General features: G+C 72.6%; 16 protein-coding genes and 3 tRNA genes. 12 read left to right on the plus strand and 7 right to left on the minus strand.

Translation table 11 applies throughout. The features are described from left to right. The first annotated feature begins 122 nt into the window (after nt 1-122). The 3 genes from GXP74_RS08335 (at nt 123) to ppdK (ending at nt 5542) form a co-directional block, all read left to right on the plus strand. Nucleotides 123-1046 carry a helix-turn-helix transcriptional regulator gene (locus tag GXP74_RS08335; protein WP_182450755.1) on the plus strand — a complete coding sequence of 308 codons (924 nt, stop codon included), beginning with the start codon at nt 123-125 and terminating at the stop codon, nt 1044-1046. 77 nt (nt 1047-1123) lie between these two features. Then, complete coding sequence (dusB, locus tag GXP74_RS08340) at nt 1124-2290, plus strand: tRNA dihydrouridine synthase DusB (protein ID WP_182450756.1); 1167 nt, start codon at nt 1124-1126, stop codon at nt 2288-2290. Nucleotides 2291-2788: 498 nt separating this feature from the next. After that, entirely contained in the window at nt 2789-5542 is a 2754-nt protein-coding gene (gene ppdK, locus GXP74_RS08345; RefSeq protein WP_182450757.1) for a pyruvate, phosphate dikinase, read from the plus strand. Between the two features lie 255 nt (nt 5543-5797). Here the strand turns inward: ppdK and GXP74_RS08350 are convergent, their stop codons facing one another. Next, nucleotides 5798-6484 (minus strand): GNAT family N-acetyltransferase, encoded by a 687-nt coding sequence (locus GXP74_RS08350; RefSeq protein ID WP_182450758.1) that lies wholly within the window; start codon nt 6482-6484, stop codon nt 5798-5800. A 414-nt stretch (nt 6485-6898) separates the two neighbouring features. On the opposite strand from GXP74_RS08350, the gene GXP74_RS08355 reads away from it, so the two are divergent. After that, nucleotides 6899-7858: a proteasome assembly chaperone family protein gene (locus GXP74_RS08355; protein WP_182456284.1), complete on the plus strand. Its 960-nt coding sequence runs from the start codon at nt 6899-6901 to the stop codon at nt 7856-7858. A 34-nt stretch (nt 7859-7892) separates the two neighbouring features. Here GXP74_RS08355 and GXP74_RS08360 read toward each other — a convergent pair whose 3' ends face one another. After that, nucleotides 7893-8990, minus strand: coding sequence for an esterase family protein (locus tag GXP74_RS08360; protein ID WP_182450759.1), 1098 nt, complete (start codon nt 8988-8990; stop codon nt 7893-7895). 469 nt (nt 8991-9459) lie between these two features. Between GXP74_RS08360 and GXP74_RS08365 the strand changes: the two genes are divergently transcribed. The 5 genes from GXP74_RS08365 (at nt 9460) to GXP74_RS08385 (ending at nt 16396) form a co-directional block, all read left to right on the plus strand. Continuing rightward, nucleotides 9460-10380, plus strand: a complete 921-nt coding sequence (locus GXP74_RS08365) for a serine protease (protein WP_182450760.1) — start codon at nt 9460-9462, stop codon at nt 10378-10380. Between the two features lie 53 nt (nt 10381-10433). Beyond that, the gene (locus GXP74_RS08370) at nt 10434-11696 is read left to right on the plus strand and encodes a deoxyguanosinetriphosphate triphosphohydrolase (RefSeq protein ID WP_182450761.1); all 1263 of its coding nucleotides are present in this window, start codon (nt 10434-10436) and stop codon (nt 11694-11696) included. A gap of 164 nt (nt 11697-11860) precedes the next feature. Further along, nucleotides 11861-13120: an NAD(P)/FAD-dependent oxidoreductase gene (locus GXP74_RS08375; RefSeq protein ID WP_182450762.1), complete on the plus strand. Its 1260-nt coding sequence runs from the start codon at nt 11861-11863 to the stop codon at nt 13118-13120. A gap of 55 nt (nt 13121-13175) precedes the next feature. Beyond that, on the plus strand, nt 13176-15107 hold the full coding sequence (gene dnaG / locus GXP74_RS08380) for a DNA primase (protein WP_182450763.1): 1932 nt from the start codon (nt 13176-13178) through the stop codon (nt 15105-15107). Nucleotides 15108-15193: 86 nt separating this feature from the next. Next, entirely contained in the window at nt 15194-16396 is a 1203-nt protein-coding gene (locus GXP74_RS08385) for an RNA polymerase sigma factor (protein WP_225447790.1), read from the plus strand. A 41-nt stretch (nt 16397-16437) separates the two neighbouring features. Here GXP74_RS08385 and GXP74_RS08390 read toward each other — a convergent pair whose 3' ends face one another. Beyond that, nucleotides 16438-17865, minus strand: a complete 1428-nt coding sequence (locus GXP74_RS08390; RefSeq protein WP_182450765.1) for an FGGY family carbohydrate kinase — start codon at nt 17863-17865, stop codon at nt 16438-16440. 50 nt (nt 17866-17915) lie between these two features. After that, a complete protein-coding gene (locus GXP74_RS08395) occupies nt 17916-18215 on the minus strand; it encodes a YtxH domain-containing protein (RefSeq protein WP_182450766.1) in 300 nt (99 codons plus the stop codon). Nucleotides 18216-18522: 307 nt separating this feature from the next. On the opposite strand from GXP74_RS08395, the gene GXP74_RS08400 reads away from it, so the two are divergent. The 3 genes from GXP74_RS08400 to GXP74_RS08410 all read left to right on the plus strand — a co-directional run bounded on the left by GXP74_RS08400 (nt 18523) and on the right by GXP74_RS08410 (nt 19244). Then, a tRNA-Asn gene (locus tag GXP74_RS08400) sits at nt 18523-18595 on the plus strand. Between the two features lie 27 nt (nt 18596-18622). Further along, nucleotides 18623-18695, plus strand: a tRNA-Asn gene (locus GXP74_RS08405). Between the two features lie 75 nt (nt 18696-18770). Beyond that, complete coding sequence (locus GXP74_RS08410) at nt 18771-19244, plus strand: type II toxin-antitoxin system PemK/MazF family toxin (RefSeq protein ID WP_182450767.1); 474 nt, start codon at nt 18771-18773, stop codon at nt 19242-19244. Nucleotides 19245-19268: 24 nt separating this feature from the next. On the opposite strand, the gene GXP74_RS08415 is transcribed toward GXP74_RS08410, so the two are convergent. The 3 genes from GXP74_RS08415 to GXP74_RS08425 form a co-directional block, all read right to left on the minus strand. Continuing rightward, nucleotides 19269-19481: a hypothetical protein gene (locus tag GXP74_RS08415; RefSeq protein ID WP_182450768.1), complete on the minus strand. Its 213-nt coding sequence runs from the start codon at nt 19479-19481 to the stop codon at nt 19269-19271. Nucleotides 19482-19839: 358 nt separating this feature from the next. Next, a tRNA-Ile gene (locus tag GXP74_RS08420) sits at nt 19840-19913 on the minus strand. A gap of 119 nt (nt 19914-20032) precedes the next feature. Further along, nucleotides 20033-21388: a glycosyltransferase 87 family protein gene (locus GXP74_RS08425; protein ID WP_225447791.1), complete on the minus strand. Its 1356-nt coding sequence runs from the start codon at nt 21386-21388 to the stop codon at nt 20033-20035. Nucleotides 21389-21438: the final 50 nt, after the last annotated feature.

Below are 21438 nucleotides of genomic sequence, written 5' to 3' on the forward strand. Positions count from 1 at the left end.
ATTTCGGCGGACCGGATGGAACTCGCGGCGCCGGAAACGGCCGCAGGGGGGTACCAGCGGCTGCTGATCCTGGTACCAGCGGTAACTGGCACGGGGATGCGGGTTCAGGCATCCTGACAGGTATGAGCACCGCAGCCACCCCGCTCGCACTGGTCCACTCGGCGGTCGACCCGGACGAGGTCCGCCGCCGCGAACTCGCCGCCTTCCTGCGCAGTCGCCGGGAGCGGATCTCGCCCGAGCAGGTCGGGCTGCCCGCCGTCGGCCGCCGCCGCACCCCGGGGCTGCGCCGCGAGGAGGTGGCGCAGCTCGCCGCGGTCGGGGTCACCTGGTACACCTGGCTGGAGCAGTCGCGCGACATCCAGGTCTCCGCGCAGGTGCTGGACGCCATCGCGCGCGCCCTGCTGCTCGGGCCCAACGAGCGCAGCCACCTGTTCTCGCTCGCCGAGACCCAGGACCCGGCGCCGATCAGCATGTGCCCCACGATCACCCCGGCGCTGGAGGCGATCCTGGCCCAGCTGGAGCCGCTGCCCGCGGTCGCCGCCAACAGCCGCTGCGACGTGCTCGCCTACAACCGGACCTACCGGCACCTGATCTCCGACCTGGACGCGGTCCCGAGCGAGGACCGCAACTTCCTCTGGCTGGCCTTCACCGAACCCCGCTGGAAGAAGGTGCTGCTCGACTACGAGGCGGCCACCTCCTCCATGGTCGCCAAGTTCCGCGGCGCGATGGCCGACCATGTCGCCGAGCCCGGCTGGAAGGCCCTGGTCAAGCGGCTGCGGCTGGCCTCGCCGGAGTTCGAGGAGAAGTGGCAGCGGCACGAGGTGGGACTGACCTCGCACGGCGAGAAGCGCTTCCTGAACCCGCACGTGGGGCTGCTGCACTTCGAGTTCACCAACCTGTGGCTGGGCCCCAAGATCAGCACCCGGCTGGTCACCTACACCCCCGCCGACGACGAGACCCGCGAGCGGATCGAACGGCTGCACGCCATCGCGGTCGAGATCGAGCGGCGCGAGCAGGCCGGGCCGCCGCACCCGGTCCGCGCCTGAGCCCGGACCGGCCCGGGCTCACCGGGTGGGACAATGAGGGGTCCGCCACCACCGCACCGGGAACGGGAACCAGCACCATGACCACCACCGCCGCAGCCCCCGCCACCCTCGCCGCCCCGCTGCGCCTCGGGGAGCGGATCGAGGTGTGGCCGCCGGTCGTGCTGGCGCCGATGGCGGGGATCACCAACGCCCCCTTCCGCAGCCTGTGCCGCGAGCAGAGCGGCGGCAAGGGCCTGTTCGTCTCCGAGATGATCACCACCCGGGCCCTGGTCGAGCGGGACCGCAAGACCATGCGGCTGATCCGCTTCGACGCCTCCGAGCAGCCCCGGTCGATCCAGCTCTACGGGGTGGACCCGGACATCGTCGGCCGCGCCGCCCGCATGATCGCGGAGGAGGGCCTGGCCGACCACATCGACCTGAACTTCGGCTGCCCGGTGCCCAAGGTGACCCGCCGCGGCGGCGGCTCGGCGCTGCCGTACAAGCGGAACCTGCTCCGGCGGATCCTGCGCGAGGCGGTGGCCGGGGCGGGCGGGCTGCCGGTCACCATGAAGATGCGCAAGGGCATCGACGACGACCACATGACCTACCTGGACGCCGGCCGGATCGGCGCGGAGGAGGGCGTCGCCGCCATCGCCCTGCACGGCCGCACCGCGATCCAGCACTACAGCGGCACCGCCGACTGGTCCGCCATCGCCCGGCTGCGCGAGGCCGTGCCGGCGCACGTCCCGGTGCTGGGCAACGGCGACATCTGGTCGGCGGACGACGCGGTCCGGATGGTCCGCGAGACCGGCTGTGACGGAGTGGTGGTCGGCCGGGGCTGCCTGGGCCGCCCGTGGCTGTTCCAGGAGCTGGTCTCGGTCTTCGAGGGCGACGCCGAGTACGCGCGCCCCTCCTTCCCCTATGTCGCCCGGGTGATGCTGCGCCACGCGCAGCTGCTCGGTGAGTGGATCGGCGACGAGAAGCACGGCGTGGTCGACTTCCGCAAGCACGTGGCCTGGTACACCAAGGGCTTCTCGGTCGGCTCCGAGCTGCGCCGGGCCCTCGGCCTGGCCTCCGGGCTGGACGAGCTGGCCGAGCTGCTGGCGGCGGTGGACCAGGAGCAGTCCTGGCCGCTGAGCGCCGACGGCCCGCGCGGGCGGACCTCGGGCGCGAACCGGGTGGTGCTGCCCGAGGGCTGGCTGGACGACCCGTACGACTGCGCCGTCCCCGACGCCGACGCCGAGCTCGACACCTCCGGCGGCTGAGACCTCCGCCGCCCCGGGCCGGGCGGATCGGAGCCCGGCCCGGGGAAGCGCGGGGGACGCGCGGGCGGACGGAAGATGGACGCCGTGGGTCCTCCCGGCTGAGGATCCGTACGCCGGACGGCCGAGTCTGCCCGAATCCGGACCTCCGAAAGCACGTGACTCTGACCACACCGGCGGCTACTTTGCGTCAGTCGGACGTAAAACGCCCGGTGGCCCGGAGGGTGGATCAGCTTCCAAACGTGCACGCGTCATCCGGCGGCGGATCCGTGCAGGTCATCAAGGCAAGGCAACCCGTTCGCCATGGAACGGATGCGGATTGTCATGATCCTATGATCTTGTGGTTTCCATGCGTTCACTTAGTGAACGCTGGCTAGCGTCAACCCGACGATTTTACTTTCACAGGCGAACGCCGATCCGCAGCTTTCGATCTATCGGGTTACCCACGGGTACAGCGCATCGACAGCCGATTGGGTGAGCTGAAGCGCCTTCGATCTGGGTATGTTCTCCGGCGTCAGGGCAACCGTGCGGCAGGAGACCGAAACCGTGTCGGCAGAGCAGAAATTCGTCTACGACTTCACCGAGGGCAACAGGGACCTGAAGGATCTGCTCGGCGGCAAGGGCGCGAACCTCGCTGAGATGACCAACCTCGGGCTTCCCGTCCCGCCCGGATTCACCATCACCACCGAGGCCTGCAAGGTCTACCTGGAGACCGGCACCGAGCCCGCTCCGCTCCGCGACGAGGTGAGTGCGCACCTCGACGCGCTGGAGCGGCAGATGGGCAAGAAGCTGGGCGACAGGACCGACCCGCTGCTGGTCTCGGTCCGCTCCGGGGCCAAGTTCTCCATGCCCGGGATGATGGACACGGTCCTCAACATCGGACTCTCGGACGCCTCGGTGGCCGGCCTCGCCACGCAGAGCGGCAACGACCGCTTCGCCTGGGACTCCTACCGCCGACTGATCCAGATGTTCGGCAAGACCGTGCTGGGTGTCGAGGGCGACCTGTTCGAGGAGGCGCTGGAGGCGGCCAAGGCCGCCAAGGGCACCGACGACGACCTGGACCTGGACGCCGCCGACCTGAAGAAGGTCGTGAAGACCTTCAAGGGCATCGTCAAGGCGCACACCGGCCGGGACTTCCCGCAGGACCCGCGCGAGCAGATGGACCTCGCCGTCCACGCCGTCTTCGACAGCTGGAACAGCGACCGGGCCAAGCTCTACCGCCGCCAGGAGCGCATCCCCGGCGACCTGGCCACCGCCGTCAACGTCTGCTCCATGGTGTTCGGCAACCTCGGCGCCGACTCCGGCACCGGCGTCGCCTTCACCCGCGACCCGGCCAGCGGCCACGTCGGCGTCTACGGCGACTACCTGCAGAACGCGCAGGGTGAGGACGTCGTCGCCGGGATCCGCAACACCGTGCAGCTGGCCGACCTCGAAGGGCTCGACAAGGTCAGCTACGAGCAGCTGATGTCGATCATGAAGACGTTGGAGGGCCACTACAAGGACCTCTGCGACATCGAGTTCACCATCGAGCGCGGCAAGCTCTGGATGCTGCAGACCCGGGTCGGCAAGCGCACCGCCGCCGCCGCCTTCCGGATCGCCGTACAGCTGGTGGACGAGGGCGTGATCGACCTGGACGAGGCGCTGCACCGGGTCACCGGCGGCCAGCTGGCGCAGCTGATGTTCCCCCGCTTCGACGAGTCCGCCAAGGCCGAGCGAGTGGCCCGCGGCATCGCCGCCTCGCCGGGCGCGGCCGTCGGCAAGGCCGTGTTCGACTCCTACACCGCGGTCAAGTGGTCCCGCTCCGGCGAGCAGGTGATCCTGGTCCGCCGCGAGACCAACCCGGACGACCTGGACGGCATGATCGCCGCCGAGGGCATCCTCACCTCGCGCGGCGGCAAGACCTCGCACGCGGCCGTGGTCGCCCGGGGCATGGGCAAGACCTGTGTCTGCGGCGCCGAGGACCTGGACGTCGACACCAAGAAGCGCCGGTTCACCACCGCCGACGGCCGGGTGGTCGAGGAGGGCGAGCTGATCTCCATCGACGGCTCCACCGGCAAGGTCTACCTGGGCGAGGTGCCGGTCGTGCCCTCCCCGGTGGTCGAGTACTTCGAAGGCACCCTGCACGCCGGGGCCGATGAGGAGGGCGGCCTGGTCCAGGCGGTGCACCGGCTGATGGCCCACGCCGACGTCCGCCGCCGGATGGTGGTCCGCGCCAACGCCGACAACGCCGACGACGCCAACCGCGCCCGCCGCTACGGCGCCCAGGGCATCGGGCTGTGCCGCACCGAGCACATGTTCCTCGGTGAGGAGCGCCGCAAGGAGGTCGAGCGGCTGATCCTGGCGGACAACGACAAGGACCGCGACGCCGCCCTGTCGGTGCTGCTGCCGTTGCAGAAGAGCGACTTCGTCGAGCTCTTCCAGGCGATGGACGGGCTGCCGGTGACCGTGCGGCTGCTGGACCCGCCGCTGCACGAGTTCCTGCCGGACATCACCGAGCTCTCGGTCCGGGTCGCCCTGGCCGAGGCCCGCAAGGACCCGAACGAGAACGACCTGCGGCTGCTCCAGGCCGTGCACAAGCTGCACGAGCAGAACCCGATGCTGGGTCTGCGCGGGGTACGCCTCGGCCTGGTCATCCCCGGCCTGTTCGCGATGCAGGTCCGGGCCATCGCCGAGGCCGCCGCCGAGCGCCGCCGTGGCGGCGCGGACCCGCGCCCGGAGGTGATGATCCCGCTCGTGGGCACCGTCCAGGAGCTGGAGATAGTGCGCGACGAGTGCGAGCAGGTACTCGCCGAGGTCGCCGCGTCGACCGGGGTCAGCCTCAACATCAAGCTGGGCACGATGATCGAGCTGCCCCGCGCCGCCGTCACCGCCGGGCAGATCGCCGAGGCCGCCGAGTTCTTCTCCTTCGGAACCAACGACCTCACCCAGACCGTCTGGGGCTTCTCCCGCGACGACGTCGAGGCCAGCTTCTTCACCGCCTACCTGGAGAAGGGGATCTTCGGAGTCTCCCCCTTCGAGACCATCGACCGCGACGGCGTCGGCGCGCTGATCAAGCACGCGGTACGGGAGGGCCGGGCCACCCGCCCCGACCTCAAGCTCGGCGTCTGCGGCGAGCACGGCGGCGACCCCGACTCGGTCCACTTCTTCCACGAGGTCGGGCTGGACTACGTGTCCTGCTCGCCCTTCCGAATCCCGGTGGCACGCCTGGAAGCAGGCCGTGCCGCCATCGAGACGGCGGGCAGCGACTCGCGCTGACACACCCTCACCGGGGCCCCTCCCTCAGGGCGAACCTCACCCGGTGTCAGCGCGGGACCCCCTCCGCGCCTCGTCCCCGACCAGGACCGGGAGGCGCGGCGGGGGAGCTGCCCGCACCAGGTCGCGGCGGCGCTCGGCGCAGAGTAGCCGCCGTGTACCAAACCGGGGCGGTGGAACGGACAACGGCGTCCGGTCCACCGCCCCGGCCCCTTTTCTCCACGGCTTTCTCCACAGCGCTTCAGGCCGGCGGGTTCATCAGGCGGAGATCAGCGGTCGCAGCTCGGCCAGCAGCGGCTGCGGCGCGCACACCCGCTGCTCCAGCCGGTCCCGGAGCACCGGCCACTCCTCCTCCAGGATCGAGTAGAAGGCCGTGCCCCGGACCAGCCCGTCCAGCCCCCGGGTGTGCGCCCGGTGGACGCCGTCCAGCACCGCGCCCAGCCGTTCGATCGCGGCCCGCGAGCGCGTGTTGCGGGCGTCCGCGCGCATCGAGACCCGGCGCACGCCCCAGGTGTCGAAGGCATGGGCCAGCATCAGCCATTTCGCCTCGGTGTTGATCCCGGTGCCCTGCGCCGACGGCGACAACCAGGTCGCGCCGATCTCGACGGCGTCCGGGATCGCCGACATCGGATCCCCGACCGGGCCGCGCGGGGCCGGTGGCCAGATCACCGGGCCCTGCCAGTAGTCGAGATCGCAGAACCGGGTGGAGCCGACGACCAGGCCGTCGGCGGCTCTGACCGTGGCGAAGGGTAGTGCGCGCCCCGCCCGTTGCGCGGCCAGGGCGTCCGCGACGTACGTGGCGGTGGCCTCGATGCCGTGGGGGACGGGCGTGAACGCGTAGCTGCTGCGGTCCTCGGCGGACGCGGCTGCCAGCGCCTCGATGTGGCGCTCCGCGAGTGGCTCCAGCCGCACGGTGCGGCCGTGGAGGAAGACGGATTCGGGCATGTGCCTGATCCTTCAGCGGTCGGGACAGGAGGGTGCGCCCAGCGGTTCCGGGTACGGCGACGGAGCGCGTCAGCCGAGACGGCGCGGGGAGCGAGGGGACAGTGTGTGTCCGGAAGATGGCCGAGGAAGGAACGAGAGCGCGAAGGACAGCGGGCGGCCAGGTGAAGGCAAGGTGCGAAGCGTGGGGACGTGCGAGAGTAGAACTGTGCCATGGTCTGCTGACGGCAGCGATGCGGGCAGCGAGAGGACCATACCCGCAGTGCGGGGCTAAGTCATCCCGCGCCGCGCCCGGGAGTGTCCCCAGCCCTTGTCGGGCTCCCGAGTTCGGGAATGAACCGCTGGTCGGGGATGCTTGTGCCAAGGAGTGGAGTCCGCCCGCACAGGGGGTGCGGACCACGGGAGATTGGGTTGACCGTGCTGGATCCGAAGGCGCTTTACGCATACGAGCCGCAGGCCCTGGCCGCCGTGGAGGCAGCCTTCGGCCCGGTCGGCAGTACCGGCGGGGGCAGCGCGGCGGGGCCGGTGCTGCTGCACTTCTTCGAGGGCTTCATGGACGCCGGCGAAGCCGGGGCCCAGGTGGTCGAGCACCTGCTGGAGGACCCGCAGCGGGTGCTGCTGGCCCGCTTCGACGCCGACCGGCTGGTGGACTACCGGGCCCGCCGCCCGACCATGGTCTTCGACCGCGACCGGTGGACCGGCTACGACGCCCCGGCGATCGACCTGTACCTGCTGCACGACGCCGTCGGCGCGCCGTTCCTGCTGGTCAGCGGGCCGGAGCCGGACGTCGAGTGGGAGCGCTTCGCGGCGGCCCTGGGCCAGGTGGTGGAGCAGTTCGGGGTCCGGCTGACGGTCAACTTCCACGGGATCCCGATGGGCGTCCCGCACACCCGGCCGGTGGGGCTGACCCCGCACGGCAGCCGGGAGGACCTGATCGGCGCGTACCCGCGCTGGTTCGAGAAGGTGCAGGTCCCGGCGAGCGTCGCGGCGATGGTGGAGTTCCGGCTGGCCGAGGCCGGGCACGACGTCCTCGGCTTCGCCGCGCACGTCCCGCACTACCTGGCGCGGACCCCGTACCCGCAGGCCGCGATCGCGGTGCTGGAGGCGGTGCAGGCGGCCACCGGACTGGTGCTGCCCGGGGCCGAGATGCGGGCCCGGCAGGAGGAGGTACGGGCCGACGTCGACCAGCAGATCGCCGACGGTGACGGGGAGCTGCGCAGCGCGGTGGCCGGTCTGGAGCAGCAGTACGACGCGGTGGCGGGCGCCGCCGACCGGGAGAACCTGCTGGCCGAGCCCACCGACCTGCCCTCGGCCGACGAGCTCGGCCGGGCCTTCGAGGAGTTCCTGGCGGAGCAGGGCGACGGCCCGAACGACTGAGCCCCGCGCCGCCGGGTCGGCGCGGCTCGGCCGTTCAGCGGCCGATCTTGGTGGTGGTCTTCGGCTTGCCGGTGACCACCCGGGCGTCGTCCAGGTGGTTGCTGAGCCAGGGGAAGACCGTCGGGAACATCCGCTGCCAGGTGCCCCAGTTGTGTCCGCCGTCGGGCAGGATCAGCGGGGGCGCCATGGTGGTCGGGTACCGCACGGCGTGCTGTAGCGCGGTGACGTTGGAGACCGGACTGAACCGGTCCTGGGCGCTGGTCGCCACGAACAGCGACACCGGCGGCTTCTCCTTGGCCAGCCACAGCGGGCTGTTGACCTCGCGCAGCTCCGGGTCGGTCAGCACGGTCGGGTCACCGGCGAACGGGTCCGGGTCCATCGCCACCGCCGAGGCGAAGGTGTTGGGGTACTGCATCGACAGCTTCACCGAGCACAGCCCGCCGGTGGAGAACCCGATGATGCCCCAGGCCTTGGCCTCGGTCAGGGTCCGGAACTGGTTGTCGATCAGCTCGGGGACGTCCCTGGCCAGCCAGGTGGCGTTCTTGCGGGAGGGGGTGTCGCTGCAGTCGGTGTCGACGTCGCCCGGGTCGATCACCGGGATCACCACGATCGCGGGCTTGACCGAGCCGGCGGCCATCAGCTGCTCGATCGAGTTCGGCAGGTTGCCGCCCTCCACCCAGGAGCTGGGCGAGCCGGGGACCCCGTGCAGCAGCATCATCACCGGGAACCGGTAGTTCTTGTACTGCGGCTCGTCGTACTGCGGCGGGGTCCACACCAGTACCTCGCCGGAGAGCTTGGAGTACTTGCCCCGGAAGTAGGTGTCCAGCAGGCCGTCGCTGGCCTTGGTGAACACCGCGCGGTTGGCCGGGGGACCGGGCATGGCGGCGGTCACGCTGCCGTTGTCCTCGCCCAGCAGGTCGTTCCAGGAGGAGTAGAGGCCGTAGCTGTTGTTGATCCAGACGGCGACCACCGCGATGGCGGTGACCTGGCAGAGCGCGATCAGCACCACCCGGGAGAACCAACGCAGTGGGCCCGGCCCGGGAATGCGGCTCCACAGCACCAGTGTCGCGATGACGGCCAGCACCGTCGCCGCGATCATCAGGTAGTAGAAGGCGCTCCCGGTCAGGCTCACGAGTCGGTCTCCATGCTTCTTCCGTGCCGGGGATCGGCCTTATGCACCAGTAATCACCCTAACCGAGCGAGTGGGGGGATCTGTCCTGGGTGATCCTGGGTGTGAAGGTGTTCTTGCCCGGCGGCCACGCGGCGCGCACCCCCGAGGGCGGCGCTGACGTGCGGCGCGGCCGGAGCGCGGCACGCCCGGGGCGCTCGGTATGAGCCAGGGGCGTGAAGGTGTGACAAACGTGACCTGAATACGGGCTGAGGCGTTGGGAATGCTCTGGTCAGCGGGCAAGTTTCGGCATAATTCTGGAAATGGTCACCCGGCCGCGAGCCCGGAGCGGGTCGGAACCGCCCCGGGCGAGCCGCGCCGCGCGGATCCGGAACGGTGTACGGAGCACCTCCTCGCGCATATCATCCGTCGATGTAAATGGTTCGCAAGAGCCCTGGTCGGGCGCCGGAGCCGGGAGAGGCGGAGGGACCACGTGAGCCAGACCCAGTTCCGGATCCTCGCCCGGACCCTCGGCGTGCTCGCCTTCGGCGTCTGCTTCGCGCTGGTACTCGACTACACCACCGGCAGCCGGTCGGACCAGCTCAGCACCACCCCGCTGTCGGCCACCCACCGTTCGCTGCCGGTGCCCGTGCTCGCCCCGGTGGGCGCCCCGGCCCAGGTACCGGCCGTGGTCGGCGGAGCCGGTGCCACCCCCGGTACCAGCAGTTCCGCCTTCGTCGGGATGCCCATGATCGGCGCGGTCTTCCCCACCGGCGAGGGCGTCCACCCGGGCGACCACTACTGCACCGCCAGCGTGGTGGACAGCCCCGGCGGCGACCTGATCGCCACCGCCGCGCACTGCGTCGACGACCCCGGCAACGGCAGCACCGCACCGGCGCCCTTCCTCTTCGTCCCCGGCTACCACGACGGCCTGGCCCCCTACGGGGAGTGGACGCCGGTGAAGGTGCTGATCGACCCGCACTGGAGCAGCAACTCCAACCCCGACTACGACATCGCCTTCGCGGTGGTCCAGGAGGTCGGTCACCCCAAGGCGCGGTTGGCCGACATGGTCGGCTCCGAGGGCATCAGCTTCGACACCAGGCTCCCGGCCGTGGTCAGCGGCTTCGGCTACCCCGCCTCCAGCGAGCAGCCGATCGCCTGCCTGAACACGCTGAAGCCGTTCCAGCCCACCCAGTCGGAGTTCGACTGCGCCGGTTTCGCCAACGGCAGCAGCGGCGGACCACTGCTGCTCGGCGTCGCCCCGGGCACCGGGCGCGGCAGCCTGGTCGGCGTCATAGGGGGCTACGAGGAGGGCGGGCTGACCCCGGAGGTCTCCTACGCCGCCGCCTTCGGCGGCTCGGTCCAGGCGCTCTACCGCCAGGCCGCGGCCGTCCCGATCCCCAACTCCAGCTGACCGGACGCGTGTCCGGCACTCCCTGTCGTACCGTCCGCATACGCTGAGGGGATATGGACGACACCTCGCAGGCCAGTACCCCGTACAGCGCCGCCGCGCAGGACCGCTGGGTGGTCGAGCCGGACAAGCGCCCCGGCCGGACCGCCTTCCAGCGGGACCGCGCCCGGGTGCTGCACTCCGCCGCGCTGCGCCGCCTGGCCGCCACCACCCAGGTGGTGGCCCCGCTGGCGGCGGACTTCCCCCGGACCAGGCTCACCCATTCGCTGGAGTGCGCCCAGGTCGGACGGGAGCTGGGCGCGGCCCTCGGCTGCGACCCGGACCTGGTGGAGACCGCCTGCCTGTCCCACGACATCGGCCACCCGCCGTTCGGCCACACCGGGGAGGAGGCGCTGGACCTCGCCGCCGCGGCCTGCGGCGGCTTCGAGGGCAACGCCCAGAGCCTGCGCATCCTCACCCGGCTCGAACCCAAGCGCTTCACCGCCGGCGGCGACGGCGCGCCGGGCCGCAGCGTCGGCCTCAACCTCACCCGGGCCGCGCTGGACGCCGCCACCAAGTACCCGTGGACCAGGGGCAGCCACCCGGAGCTCCCGCACAAGTACGGCGTCTACCAGGACGACCTGGCGGTCTTCCGGTGGCTGCGGCAGGGCGCGCCGGAGCACCGGCGCTGCTTCGAGGCGCAGGTGATGGACTGGTCCGACGACGTCGCCTACTCGGTCCACGACGTCGAGGACGGCCTGCAGGCCGGGCACCTGGACCCGGCGGTGCTGCGCTCCCCGCCGGAGCGCGCCGAGCTGTGCCGGGTCGCCGCCGGCTACGCGCCCACCGCCGAGCCCGGCGAGTTCGCCGAGGCGCTTGACCGGCTGCTGGCCGAGGAGTGGTGGCCGCGCAGCTACGACGGTTCGGCCCGGGGCCGGGCCGGGATCAAGGACGCCACCAGCCAGCTGATCGGCCGCTTCTGCACCGCCGCCGAGCAGGCCACCCGCGCCGCCCACGGCCCCGGGCGGCTCACCCGGTACCGGGCCGACCTGATCGTCCCGCACCCGGTGCGGGTGGAGTGCGCGGTGCTCAAGGCCGTCGCCAACCTCTACGTGATGCAGCGCGCCGACCAGGAGCAGCTGCGCGGCTGGCAGCGCGCCGTCATCCGGGAGCTGGCCGAGGTGCTGGTGGCGAACGCGCCCACGGGCCTGGACCCGGTATTCCGGGCGCTGTGGGAGGAGGCCCCGGACGACGCCGGGCGGCTGCGCGCGGTGGTGGACCAGATCGCCACCCTCACCGACGCCTCCGCCGCGGCCCGGCACCGGGCGCTGACCGCGTGAGCCGGACGCCACGACCCCGATGGTCTTCACGAACCCGTTCCCTTGCGGGAGGCTGACACCTCGGGGTCCGGGGCAGGAGCACCTACCGCGGCGGAGCAGGTACCGCGGCGGAGTCGGGACGGTCGCAGAGCAGCGGCAGTCGCAGAGCGGGCAGGAGAACGCACGTGGTGAAGGCACACGAGACCCATGTCATCGTCGGAGCCGGACTGGCCGGGGCCAAGGCCGCGGAGACCCTGCGGGCCGAGGGGTTCACCGGGCGGGTGATCCTGGTCGGCGAGGAACGCGAACAGCCGTACGAGCGGCCCAACCTGTCCAAGGGCTTCCTGGCCGGGAGCACCCCCAGGGCCGAGCTCTTCGTGCACGATTCCGCCTGGTACGCCGCGCACGAGGTGGAGCTGCGGCTCGGCTCCCCGGTCACCCGGCTCGACCGGGGCGAGCGCGAGGTGGAACTCGCCGACGGCACGGTGCTGCGCTACGACCGGCTGCTGCTGGCCACCGGCTCCGCGCCGCGCCCGCTGGACGTCCCCGGGATCGACCTCGGCGGCGTGCACTACCTGCGCAAGCTCGCCGACTCCGAGCGGCTGCGGGCCACGTTGCAGACCCTCGGCCGGGAGAACGGGCGGCTGCTGCTGGTCGGCGCGGGCTGGATCGGCCTGGAGGTCGCCGCCGCCGCCCGCGCCTACGGCGCCGAGGTGACCGTGGTGGAGCCGCAGCCCACCCCGCTGTACGGGGCGCTCGGCCCGGAGCTCGGCGAGTTCTTCGCCCGGCTGCACATGGAACACGGCGTCCGCTTCCACTTCGGCGCCACGGTCACCGGCATCGAGGGCGAGGACGGCATGGTCCTGGCCGCGCAGACCGACGACGGTGAGGAGCACCCGGCGCACGCGATCCTGGTCGGCGTCGGCGCGCTGCCGCAGACCGGTCTGGCCGCCGCCGCCGGGATCGACATCGCCGCGCCGGAGGAGGGCGGCGGCATCGCCGTGGACTCCTCGCTGCGCAGCTCCGACCCGGTGGTCTTCGCGGCCGGCGACGTCGCCTCCGCCGAGCACCCGCTGTTCGGCCGCCGACTGCGGGTCGAGCACTGGGCCAACGCGCTCAACGGCGGCCCGGCCGCCGCCCGCGCCATGCTCGGCCAGGAGGTCGTCTACGACCGGGTGCCGTACTTCTTCTCCGACCAGTACGACCTCGGCATGGAGTACTCCGGCCACGCCGCCCCCGGCTCCTACGACCACGTGGTGGTGCGCGGGGACGCGGCCAAGCGCGAGTTCATCGCCTTCTGGCAGGGGCCCGACAACCGGGTGCTGGCGGGGATGAACGTCAACGTCTGGGACGTCGCGGACGGCATCCAGCGGCTGGTCCGCTCCGCCCGCCCGGTCGACCCGGACCGGCTGGCCGACCCGACGATCCCGCTGGCCGACCTGTAGCGCCCACCCACGGTACGGTGGGGCCGGTCGCCGCCCCGGGCATACACTGCACGACGTGGCTGGGCGGATCAGGGACGACGACATCGAGGCGGTGCGCAACGCCGCCCGGATCGACGCCGTCGTGGGGGAGTACGTCCAGCTCACCAATGGTGGCGGCGGGCAGCTGAAGGGCCTGTGCCCGTTCCACGACGAGAAGTCGGCGTCCTTCTACGTCAGCCCCAGCAAGGGCGTCTTCAGCTGCTTCGGCTGCCAGGAGAGCGGTGACACCCTCGGCTTCGTGATGAAGATCGAGCACCTGACCTTCGTCGAGGCCGTGGAACGGCTGGCCGCGCAGCTCGGGATCACCCTGCACTACGAGGGCGGCAGCTACCTGCCCGGCCGCCAGCAGGGCGAGCGGATCCGGTTGCTGGAGATCAACAAGATCGCCGCCGGCTGGTTCACCGAGCAGCTCACCAGCCCCGAGGCCGAGATCGGCCGCCGCTTCCTCAAGGAGCGCGGCTTCGAGGCCGAGGCCGCCGCGCACTTCGGCCTCGGCTACGCCCCCGGCGGCTTCGAGAACCTGACCCGCTTCCTGCGCGGCCGCGGCTACACCGACCGCGAGCTGCTGCTCTCCGGCATCTGCTCGGAGGGCCAGCGCGGGCCGATGGACCGCTTCCGGGCCCGGCTGATCTGGCCGATCAAGGACACCACCGGCGAGATCATCGGCTTCGGCGCGCGCAAGCTGCGCGAGGACGACAAGGGCCCCAAGTACCTGAACACCCCGGAGACCCCGCTCTACAAGAAGTCCCACGTGCTCTACGGGATCGACCTGGCCCGCAAGGAGATCGCCAAGACCGGCCGGGCGGTGGTGGTCGAGGGCTACACCGACGTCATGGCCTGCCACCTGGCCGGGATCACCACCGCCGTGGCCACCTGCGGCACCGCCTTCGCCGAGGACCACATCAAGATCCTGCGGCGGCTGCTGATGGACACCTCGCAGTACCGGGGCGAGGTGGTGTTCACCTTCGACGGCGACGCCGCCGGGCAGAAGGCCGCGCTGCGTGCCTTCGCCGACGACCAGAAGTTCGCCGCGCGGACCTTCATCGCGGTCAGCCCCGGCGGGATGGACCCCTGCGAGCTGCGGCTGGCCCAGGGCGACGAGGCGGTGCGCGGCCTGATCGAGCAGCGGGTCCCGCTGTTCGCCTTCGCGATCAGGGCCGCTGTCGCCCAGCACGACCTGGAGACAGCCGAGGGCCGCTCGGCCGCGCTGGAGCAGGCCGCGCCGATCGTCGCCGCGATCAAGGACACCTCGATCCAGCACGACTACGCGGTCCAGCTCGCCGGGATGCTCGGCATCCTGGACGAGCCCTTCGTCGTCCGCCGGGTCTCCCAGCTGGCCCGCTGGCAGCGGGAGCGGGAACAGCAGCGGGAGCGCGCGGCGCAGCAGCGCCCGGGCGGCGACCGCGGACGCCCCGGCGCCGCGCCGCAGGCCCCGGCCGCGCCCCGGCGCCCGGCGTTCCGGCTGGACCCGCGCAACCCGGCGCAGTTCGTGGAACGCGAACTGCTGAAACTCGCGCTGCAGAGCCCGGCGCTGGTCGCGCCGACCCTGGACGCCTACGGCGTGGACGAGTTCCCCACCCCGCCGTACGCGCTGGTGCGGACCGCCATCGCGGCGGCCGGGGGAGTGGCCGCCGGGGCCGCCGAGCCGGACGCCTGGTCGCCCCGGGTACGCGAGGCCGCGCCCGACGACGCGGTGCGCGGCCTGATCACCGAGCTCACCGTGGAACCGGTGCGCACCCGGCGCGCCGCCGACGCGGTCTACGCCGGGGACTTCCTGGTCAAGCTGCGGCTGCAAGCGGTGGACCGGCGGATCGCCGACTGCCGCGCCCATATGCAGCGGCTCGGCTCGAACGCCCCGGAGGAGCGGCTGTCCGCCGTCCGGGACGAGCTGTGGCAGCTCCAGCAGTACCGCCAGGCGCTGCGCGACCGGGGCGTGGCCGCGCTCTAGGGCCGGGTGCGCCGTGATTCGCCTCCGGGCGGAGAAAGTGGGCGCACGCGTCTGCGCTGACGGTCAGCCGGGGAGCACACTGGGTGATGGTGCCCCACTCCCCAGAGCGGGGGGCCGTCGAGTCCGACGGGCCCCCGCCTCCCGCGTTCCGGAGCGGCGGCGGAGCGGTCCCCGCCCCCGTTCCGCCAGCGCGTGCCCAGGACCCGGACACCCCCACCCGCGGCACCGCGGGCCAGGCGCGGGGCGCACCGCCGGAAGGGACGGAGATGGACCTGCCCGACCCCGAAGCCGCCGATCCCGAGCCGGAAGCCGCCGACCCCGAGCCGGATCCCGAGCCCGAGCCCGCCGCCGAGGTCGCGGTGGACGAGGTCGCCGGGCCCTCCGCCGACCTGTTCCGCCAGTACCTGCGCGAGATCGGCCGGATCCCGCTGCTCACCGCCGTCGAGGAGGTGGAGCTGGCCCGCCAGGTCGAGGCCGGGCTGTTCGCCGAGGAGCGCCTCAACTCCAGTCCCGGGCCCGCCGACGAGCGGCTCGCCGACGAGCTGGACCAGCTGGTCGTCCTCGGCCGGATCGCCAAGCGGCGGCTGATCGAGGCGAACCTGCGGCTGGTGGTCTCGGTCGCCAAGCGCTACGTCGGACGCGGGCTGACCATGCTCGACCTGGTGCAGGAGGGCAACCTCGGGCTGATCCGGGCGGTGGAGAAGTTCGACTACGCCCGGGGCTACAAGTTCTCCACCTACGCCACCTGGTGGATCCGGCAGGCGATGAGCCGGGCGCTGGCCGACCAGGCCCGGACGATCCGGGTGCCGGTGCACGTGGTGGAGCTGATCAACCGGGTGGCGCGGGTGCGGCGCGGACTGCTCCAGGAACGCGGCTGCGAGCCCACCCCGGCCGAGGTCGCGCTCGCGCTGGAGCTGCCGACCGAGCGGGTCACCGAGGTGCTGCGGCTGGCCCAGGAGCCGGTCTCGCTGCACGCGCCGGTCGGCGAGGAGGACGACGTGGCCCTCGGTGACCTGATCGAGGACAGCGACGCCGCCTCGCCGGTGGAGTCCGCGGCGTTCATCCTGCTGCGCGAGCACCTGGAGGCGGTGCTGTCCACCCTCGGCGAGCGCGAGCGCCGGGTGGTCCAGCTGCGCTACGGCCTGGCCGACGGCCGCCCGCGCACCCTGGAGGAGATCGGTCGGATGTTCGGGGTCACCCGCGAGCGGATCCGCCAGATCGAGTCCAAGACCCTGAACAAGCTCCGCGAACACGCCTTCGCCGACCAGCTCCGGGGCTACCTCGACTGACCCGGCGGCCCCGGCGGCCCCGGCGGCCCCGGTGGGCCCGGCTACAGACCGCCCGCCTGCGGGTGCATCTGCTCGCGCAGCGCCGCGTACTGCTGCCGGATGGCCTCGCCGACGGCGACGTCCTCGCCCGGGTCGACGGTCACCGCGTCCCGCAGTTCCCACTGCGGCGGCTCGGCGGTGCCCGCCAGCGCCCAGGCGGCCTGCCGGGCGGCGCCGAGGGCGGCGTAGTCGCCGGGCTCGGGCACCACCACCGGGACACCGAAGATCATCGGCGCGATGCTCCGCACCGCCGGGAGCCTGCTGCCGGAGCCGGTCAGGAAGATCCGGCGGACCGCCACCTGGCGCTCCCGCAGCACGTCCAGCGCGTCCGCGAGACCGCAGAGCATCCCCTCGACGGCGGCCCGGGCCAGGTGCTCCGGGCGCATCGAGTCCACCCGCAGCCCCGCCAGTGTGCCCGCCGCCTGCGGCAGGTGGGGGGTGCGCTCGCCGTCCAGGTAGGGCAGCAGCACCAGCCCGTACGAGCCGGGGGTGGACCGCAGCGCCAGCTCGCTCAGCCCCTCCGCGTCGGTGCCCAGCAGCTCGGCGGTGGCCCGCAGCACCCGGGCCGCGTTCAGCGTGCCGACCTGCGGCAGGTGCCGCCCGGTCGCGTCGGCCAGCGGGACCACGGTGCCCGCCGGGTCGAGCAGCGCCTCGTCGTGGACCGCGTACACGGTGCCGCTGGTGCCCAGCGAGACCACGGCGTCGCCCGGGCCGAGCCCGAGGCCCAGCGCGGTGGCCATGGTGCTGCCGGTGCCCGCCGAGATCAGCAGCCCCTCCGGGCTGTGCCCGGCGGCCTCGGCCGGCCCGAGCACGTCGGGTACCGCGGGCTCGTGCCCGAGCGCGAGGCTGAGCAGGTCGGCGCGGTACTGCCCGGTCTGCGGCGACCAGTAGCCGGTACCGGAGGCGTCGCCCCGGTCGGTGGTCCGCCGCGCCGACTGGCCGAGCAGCTGCCAGACCAGCCAGTCGTGCGGCAGCAGCACCTCGGCCACCCGTTTGGCGTGCTGCGGCTCGTGTTCCGCGAGCCAGCGCAGCTTCGCCACGGTCGAGCCCGCGTGCGGCACCCCGCCGACCGCCTCCACCCAGGCGGCCGGGCCGCCCAGCTCGGCCACCAGCTGCGCGGCGGCACCGGCGGAGCGCGGGTCGCCGCGCAGCAGCGCCGGGCGCACCAGCACCCCGCCCGCGTCCAGGCCGATCAGCCCCTGCTGCTGGGCGGAGACGCCGATGGCGCGGACGCCCTCCAGCATCCCGCCCTCGGCGGCCGTGCCGAGCGAGCGCAACCAGGACTGCGGATCGATCTCGGCCGGGGCGCTGCCCGCGGCCAGGCCCGGGTGCGGCGCGCGGCTCTCCCGCAGCACTTCGCCGGTGTCGCTGTCGCAGACGACGATCCTGGTGTTCTGGGTGGAGCAGTCAAGTCCAGCAGCTATCGCCATATCGAGATCATGCCTGATGGGGCGGTTTTTCCACAGCCACTTGCCGAGGCCTACCGGCCGGCCGTGCCCCAACCGTCGGCGGAGGCGTCGCCGGAGCGGTCCCGCAGGTACGGGACGCGGTCGGTGACCGACCCCGGCAGCTTGTCGCCGACCTTCCCGGCCACCGCGTCCGCCGCCCGCCCGGCCGCGGTACCGGCGGCCTGCTTGGCGTTGCGGGTGGCGGTCTGCACCGCCGGGGTCTGCGACAGGTCGCGGACCGTCTTGCGCAGCTGCTCGTAGCGCTCGCGCCCGGCGCGGGTGCCGAGCACGTAGCCGACTGCCAGCCCCGCGAGGAAAGTGAACTTGCGCATACCGCCTCCACCTCTGTCCACGGCTGTCCGCACGGCCGTGCGTGCCGCTTGCCGTCCCGGAGCCTATGGCCGGGCCCCCGGGCGCGCGAACCTGGCGCGCCGGGGGCCGGGGCCGGTCCGAGGGCCATCCGGTGACGCCTACCCGGCGGGTCCGGCGGCGAACCGCCTGCCGGGAGCGCCGGAGCGGCGCCGGCGCGGCGAGGGTTGGCCAAACGATTGGCGGAGCACCCCCCTACGTGCGCTAATGTATGTCCCGCAGCCGACACCGGCCCTTGCTCGACGGAGCCGGGTCGGCCAGGCCGCACCTTCCCCCATAGCTCAATTGGCAGAGCAGCCGACTGTTAATCGGCAGGTTATTGGTTCGAGTCCAATTGGGGGAGCTCCGAGGGAGACCTCGGTACGCACGGTCCTCCATAGCTCAATTGGCAGAGCAGCCGACTGTTAATCGGCAGGTTATTGGTTCGAGTCCAATTGGAGGAGCTTTCCTCGTCGCGGGCCCCGGCAACAGCCGGGGCCCGCGACGTTTCCGGGACCGGAACGACTGCGGGGGCGGGGATGGAACTGTTCGGGACGGCGGCCGGAGCCGTGCTGCTGGTGGCCCTGCTGGCGTTCGGGGCGGCCGCGCTGCGCCGCCGCTCCCGCCCGTCCGGTCGGCCTCGTCCGCCGGGCCGCCCGGCTCCGCGTCCCTCGTCCGCCCGCCCGGCCGCGCCGGGGCGGCTGCCCGAGCCGCGCGAGATCTGGTGGGCCCGGGTGCCGTTCGAGGACGCCGTCGGCGGCAAGGACCGCCCCTGCCTGGTGCTGCGCCGGGGCGCTCGCACGGCCACGGTGCTGAAGATCACCAGCAAGCACCACGCCGAGCTGCCCGGGGTGGTGGAGCTCCCCCCGGGCGCCGTCGACGACCGTGAGCACCGGGTCAGCTGGCTGGAGACCGGGGAGTCCCGGGAGGTCCCCCTCGCCGACTTCCGCCGACGGGTGGGGACGGTCGACGCACGGCTGTGGGCCCGGGTCGGCAAGGCCCGCGCCCGGTAGCGCGCCCGGACCGCTGACTGCCGGTCAGTTGGACTGGGCCTGGTAGCCCTCGACGTCCTCCAGGCTGTCGATCTCCTCGTTCAGCAGCCGCAGCTCGACCGCTCCGAGGAAGGGCACCAGCGCGCCGCAGTCCCGGCAGGCCCGGGCGTAGTACGCCTCGTAACTGGGCCGCGCCTTGAAGATCCCCGGGCGTGCGAATCTGATCAGTGGTGACGCCTGCCCGTCGTTGGTGCTCATGAGTTCACCGACCGGGCTGAGCCGCCCTGTTCCGCATATGCCGCAGTTCATGCGCGGACGCTATCGGATCGTCCCGCTCCGCCGAAACCCCGCATCGGCGGCGCCCGCGGAGCGGGCATGGCGAAGGCCCGCCGACGGGGGATGCGGCGGGCCTTCGCGGTGCAGGCTATGTCCTGATTAGTCCGGCTGTCCAGAGGGTGACTGCCCCCGATGCCGCTTTGGAGGTCCCTACAAGGAGCTCGGCCGCGCCGCCCGCGCCCGGGCGAGCCCATTCGAGTGAACAACGGCCTGTCGATGCGGGGATCGACAGGCCGTTGTTCTAGCGTGTGCCCTGGTCAGGCACTGCTTCTTTCGGATGTGGGGCGGGTGGGACTCGAACCCACGACCAAGGGATTATGAGTCCCCTGCTCTAACCGGCTGAGCTACCGCCCCGTGCTTCGCGTGACGACGGTCGTCCTGACTGACCGTCGTACATCAGCACGAGTGGCCCACGGATGGGCCACTCGCCGCAGCATAGCTGGTGGGGCATGCCCTTCGCGCGGCGGGTGCCATCATCTGGATCTCCGGCGTGGTTCCGGAACCGCCGCCGGTACCGCCGTCGGCACGGGGCCGGAGCGGCGGCGGCGGGTGCAGCGGATCAGGGCGACGCCGAGCAGCAGCAGGCCGAACGCCGGGTAGGCCGAGCTCGGCAGTTGCTGCCAGAAGTTCAGACGCAGGCTCATCCCCGGCTGCCTGTGCGGCATCAGCCACATGCTGTACCCGCAGAAGGTCAGCAGCCCCAGGCCGAGCAGCAGCCGCCAGCGCGGCGGGCGGCCCGGGCGGGTGGACTCGGCCGCGGCCTCGGCCGCGAGCAGCACCAGGATCGGCACGCACCAGACCCAGTGGTGGGTCCAGCTGATCGGCGAGACCAGCAGCGCGGTGAGCGCCGCGCAGACCGCTCCCCAGGCCTCGGCCCGGGGCAGCCGGTGGGCCTGGCGCGCGGTCCGGGCGGCGACGCCGAGGCCGACCACGGCGACCAGCCCGGCCGCCAGCGCCCAGGAGAGCTTCGGGTCCTGCTCGTGCAGCAGCCGGGCCAGCGCCCCGCGCAGCGACTGGTTGTCGACGATCCATCCGGCGCCGACCCGGTTGGAGTCGTACAGGTAGTGGCTCCAGAAGCCCCAGGAGGCCTGGGGCAGGGCGGCCCAGCCGAACAGCACGGTGCCCGCGAACCCGGCGAGCGACACCAGCGCGGCCCGGGGGCGGCCGGTGAGCAGCAGGTAGACGCCGAAGACGCCGGGGGTCAGCTTGAGGCCGGTGGCGATGCCGATCAGCAGCCCCTTGCCGCGCGCGTGGTCGGGGCGGTTCAGGTCGGCCAGTACCAGGCAGGCGATGAACAGGTTGATCTGCCCGTAGCGGAGCGTGGTGTAGACCGGCTCCAGCCAGACGCCGAGCAGGACGCACAGCGCCACCGCGAACGGCCTGGTGCGCTGCCTCGGCCAGCCGACCAGGCGGAAGGAGAGCCACGCCAGAGCGCCCAGCAGCACCAGGTTGGTGCCGGTGACCAGCACCCGCAGCACCGGTACCGGCACCAGGGTGGTGCTGGTGAACAGCATCGCGGCGAAGGGCGGGTAGGTCGCGTACAGGTTCCAGCGCGGGACGATCATCGTGTAGAGGTTCTGGCCGTGCCGGACGGTTTCGCCCTCGTCCCGGTAGACGACCATGTCGATCATCTGGAAGTGTTCCGACTGCCGGACGGCTTCGTAGACCAGCAGTGAGGCCACGCCCAGGCCCAACAGCAGCAGCGCCCGCCCCGGGCGCGCCCCGAGCAGGTTCCGGACCGGGTGCGACCGGTCCGGCGGTGCGGTGTGCTCCGGCGGTCCGGGCTGCCGGGTCGCCAGTCCACCGCGCTGACCGCTGCCTGCCGCCACTTGCCCCCGCTTGCGCCCTTGCGGCGTCCGCCCCGTGCGCCCGCCGTTCC

This window comes from Streptacidiphilus sp. P02-A3a (assembly GCF_014084105.1).
Lineage (GTDB): Bacteria > Actinomycetota > Actinomycetes > Streptomycetales > Streptomycetaceae > Streptacidiphilus.

Excerpts from the sequence above, each read along its gene's own strand:
- GXP74_RS08410 (WP_182450767.1), top strand. The coding sequence starts at position 18,771 with ATGGAACTGTTCGGGACGGCGGCCGGAGCCGTGCTGCTGGTGGCCCTG.
- dusB (WP_182450756.1), top strand. The coding sequence starts at position 1,124 with ATGACCACCACCGCCGCAGCCCCCGCCACCCTCGCCGCCCCGCTGCGC.
- GXP74_RS08415 (WP_182450768.1), bottom strand. The coding sequence starts at position 19,481 with ATGAGCACCAACGACGGGCAGGCGTCACCACTGATCAGATTCGCACGC.
- GXP74_RS08335 (WP_182450755.1), top strand. The coding sequence starts at position 123 with ATGAGCACCGCAGCCACCCCGCTCGCACTGGTCCACTCGGCGGTCGAC.
- GXP74_RS08395 (WP_182450766.1), bottom strand. The coding sequence starts at position 18,215 with ATGCGCAAGTTCACTTTCCTCGCGGGGCTGGCAGTCGGCTACGTGCTC.
- GXP74_RS08385 (WP_225447790.1), top strand. The coding sequence starts at position 15,194 with ATGGTGCCCCACTCCCCAGAGCGGGGGGCCGTCGAGTCCGACGGGCCC.
- GXP74_RS08370 (WP_182450761.1), top strand. The coding sequence starts at position 10,434 with ATGGACGACACCTCGCAGGCCAGTACCCCGTACAGCGCCGCCGCGCAG.
- GXP74_RS08350 (WP_182450758.1), bottom strand. The coding sequence starts at position 6,484 with ATGCCCGAATCCGTCTTCCTCCACGGCCGCACCGTGCGGCTGGAGCCA.
- ppdK (WP_182450757.1), top strand. The coding sequence starts at position 2,789 with ATGTTCTCCGGCGTCAGGGCAACCGTGCGGCAGGAGACCGAAACCGTG.
- GXP74_RS08390 (WP_182450765.1), bottom strand. The coding sequence starts at position 17,865 with ATGGCGATAGCTGCTGGACTTGACTGCTCCACCCAGAACACCAGGATC.